The 2,343-nt window shown below is 71.7% G+C and carries 4 protein-coding genes; 3 read left to right on the forward strand and 1 reads right to left on the reverse strand.

Annotated features, from left to right (window positions below; all coding sequences use genetic code 11):
* The coding region (locus G6026_RS09525; protein ID WP_241728004.1) for a PRC-barrel domain-containing protein at positions 1 to 417 on the reverse strand (417 nt) is incomplete at its 3' end.
* A gap of 70 nt (positions 418 to 487) precedes the next feature.
* Here G6026_RS09525 and G6026_RS09530 point away from each other — a divergent pair.
* The 3 genes from G6026_RS09530 to G6026_RS09540 form a co-directional block, all read left to right on the forward strand.
* On the forward strand, positions 488 to 1,528 hold the full coding sequence (locus G6026_RS09530) for a CoA ester lyase (RefSeq protein ID WP_182613020.1): 1,041 nt from the start codon (positions 488 to 490) through the stop codon (positions 1,526 to 1,528).
* Positions 1,528 to 2,034 (forward strand): general stress protein, encoded by a 507-nt coding sequence (locus G6026_RS09535; protein ID WP_107756742.1) that lies wholly within the window; start codon positions 1,528 to 1,530, stop codon positions 2,032 to 2,034. The genes G6026_RS09530 and G6026_RS09535 overlap by 1 nt, the downstream gene beginning before the upstream one ends.
* On the forward strand, positions 2,031 to 2,343 hold a 313-nt coding region (locus G6026_RS09540), incomplete at its 3' end, for a suppressor of fused domain protein (protein ID WP_182613021.1). The genes G6026_RS09535 and G6026_RS09540, both read left to right, overlap by 4 nt.

Below are 2,343 nucleotides of genomic sequence, written 5' to 3' on the forward strand. Positions count from 1 at the left end.
CTGCTCGATCTCCACGTCGACGACCTGGTAGCGCGCCGTCGCCGCCGACCGGGTCGTGCCGGTCGCGCCGGGGGGCGCGGCGCCGGTCGTGCCGCGCTCCGGATCGACCCCGACGATCGAGTCCACCAGCGCCCCGAGCACGAGGTTCTCCCCGGGCCTGGACTGGAACCGGTGGAGATTGATGGTTCCGGAGACGAGCGCGACCGAACGGGGCTCGACCGCCGCGACCCTCAACATCGGGACGAAGATCCGCCGACGGGTCGGCAGCTCCACCACCAGTCCGAGCACCCGGGGCTGCTTGTGCCGGGCACGCATCGTCACCACGACGTCACGGATCCGCCCGATGTCGTCCCCGTCAGGGCCGATCACCGGCAGTCCGGCTAGCCTGGCGACGAACGCCTTGTTGAGGTTCGCCATGCGGACCAGGTTAGTCCCCGGGTGGTGGATCGCACCCCGCCCGCACCGCACCGGAAGGGAGTGCCCGCAGATGACCCCCGCCCAGTACTCGGATCCCGCACCGTCGGATTCCGCCGCGGCGACGATCGCCGATCTCCGCGCCCGCCCACGGCGCACGGTCCTCGCCGTCCCCGGCAGCAGCGTCAAGATGATCGACAAGGCGCGCGGCCTGCCGGTGGACGAGGTGTTCCTCGACCTCGAGGACGCCGTGGCGGGACCGGCAAAGGAGCAGGCCAGGGAGAACGTCGTCGAGGCGCTCACCACGGAGGGCTTCGCCGCGCCGACGGTCGTCGTGCGGGTCAACGCGTGGGACACCGAGTACACGGTCCGCGACGTGACGGAGGTGGTCGGCCGGGCCGGCGCCCACGTCGACGCACTGCTGCTGCCCAAGGCGCGGTCCGCCGCGGAGGTCCGGGCCCTCGACCTGGTCCTGACCCAGGTCGAGAAGTCAGCGGGACTGCCGGTCGGGCACATCGGGATCGAGCCCCAGATCGAGGACGCGCTCGGGCTCACCCACATCGATGAGATCGCCGCCGCCAGCCCCCGGGTCCTGACGCTGGTGTTCGGACCCGCGGACTTCATGGCCTCGATCGGCATGCGCACGCTCACCGTGGGGGAGCAGCCCGAGGGCTACGCGCCGGGAGACGCGTACCACCACGTGCTGTTGAGCATCCTCGTCTCGGCCCGCGCGCACGGACTGCAGGCGATCGACGGGCCGTTTCTCAAGGTGAGGGACGTGGAGGGTTTCCGACGGGCGGCGGCGCGCACCGCGGCGCTGGGATTCGACGGCAAGTGGGTCCTGCATCCCGCCCAGGTCGACGCGGGCAACGAGGTGTTCAGCCCACGCCAGGACGAGTTCGACAAGGCGGAGGGGATCCTCGCCGCCTACGCCCACTCGACATCGGCCGAGGGAGGGGCTCGCGGCGCGGTGATGTTCGGGGACGAGATGCTCGACGAGGCCAGCCGCAAGATGGCCCTGGTGGTCTCCGCACGGGGTCGGGCGGCAGGGATGACGACGTCGGGTACACACGAGACCGGTCCCCACGGGTCGGCGACGGAAGGATCGAACTGATGACCACTCCCATCTCCCCGACCTCCGGCAGGACCGGTCGCGGTCAGACGCCCGGGCTCCCCACCCCTCCCACCGGATGGGTCGTGGGTTCCTACCCGACCTACGCCCAGGCGCAGGCCGCCGTGGATCACCTCGCCGACGAGGACTTCCCCGTCCACGAGGTGACCATCGTGGGCGTGGACCTCATGCAGGTGGAACGTGTGACCGGCCGCCTGACCTGGCCCAAGGTCCTGCTCGGCGGACTGGCGACCGGGGCGTGGCTGGGGCTCTTCGTGGGTCTGCTCGTCGGGATATTCACCCAACCGATGTGGGGGGTCGTCCTCACCGGACTCGTGGGCGGTTCGGTCTTCGGTGTGGTCTCGGCGTCGCTGTCGTACGCCGCGACGCGGGGGAAGCGCGATTTCGCGTCGACCTCGCAGCTGGTCGCCGGGCGCTACGACATCCTGTGCGAGCCCGCGAACGCCGAGAAGGTCCGCGACGAGCTCGCGCGCCTCGGCCTCTCGTGAGTCTCCCGGGAGCCGGATCCGACCCGCCGGCCGTCCTGGCAGCGGTCCGGGAGCACCTGGTCACTCATCTGGGCCCGGAACCGCAGGAGGCGTCGGTCACCTTCCTGGGGGCCGCTCCGATCCGGGTCCTGCGCTTCGTGGACCTCGAGTCGGGGCTGGTCCGCTACGTCTCGCTCGGATGTTCGGCCGATCCCATGGGTGACCCGTCCGCCCTCGTCCCCGACCCGGCGGCGCCACGGGCCGAGCTCTGCCTGGTGCTCCGGGGCGGGGTCGACGGGGTCGTGCGCGCGCTGGCCGTCCTCGCGGCCG

It is taken from the genome of Dietzia sp. DQ11-38-2, from assembly GCF_014145055.1.
Classification (GTDB): domain Bacteria; phylum Actinomycetota; class Actinomycetes; order Mycobacteriales; family Mycobacteriaceae; genus Dietzia.

Bases quoted from the DNA above. Each gene is read 5' to 3' on its own strand.
- G6026_RS09530 (WP_182613020.1), top strand. From the start codon at position 488: ATGACCCCCGCCCAGTACTCGGATCCCGCACCGTCGGATTCCGCCGCG.
- G6026_RS09535 (WP_107756742.1), top strand. From the start codon at position 1,528: ATGACCACTCCCATCTCCCCGACCTCCGGCAGGACCGGTCGCGGTCAG.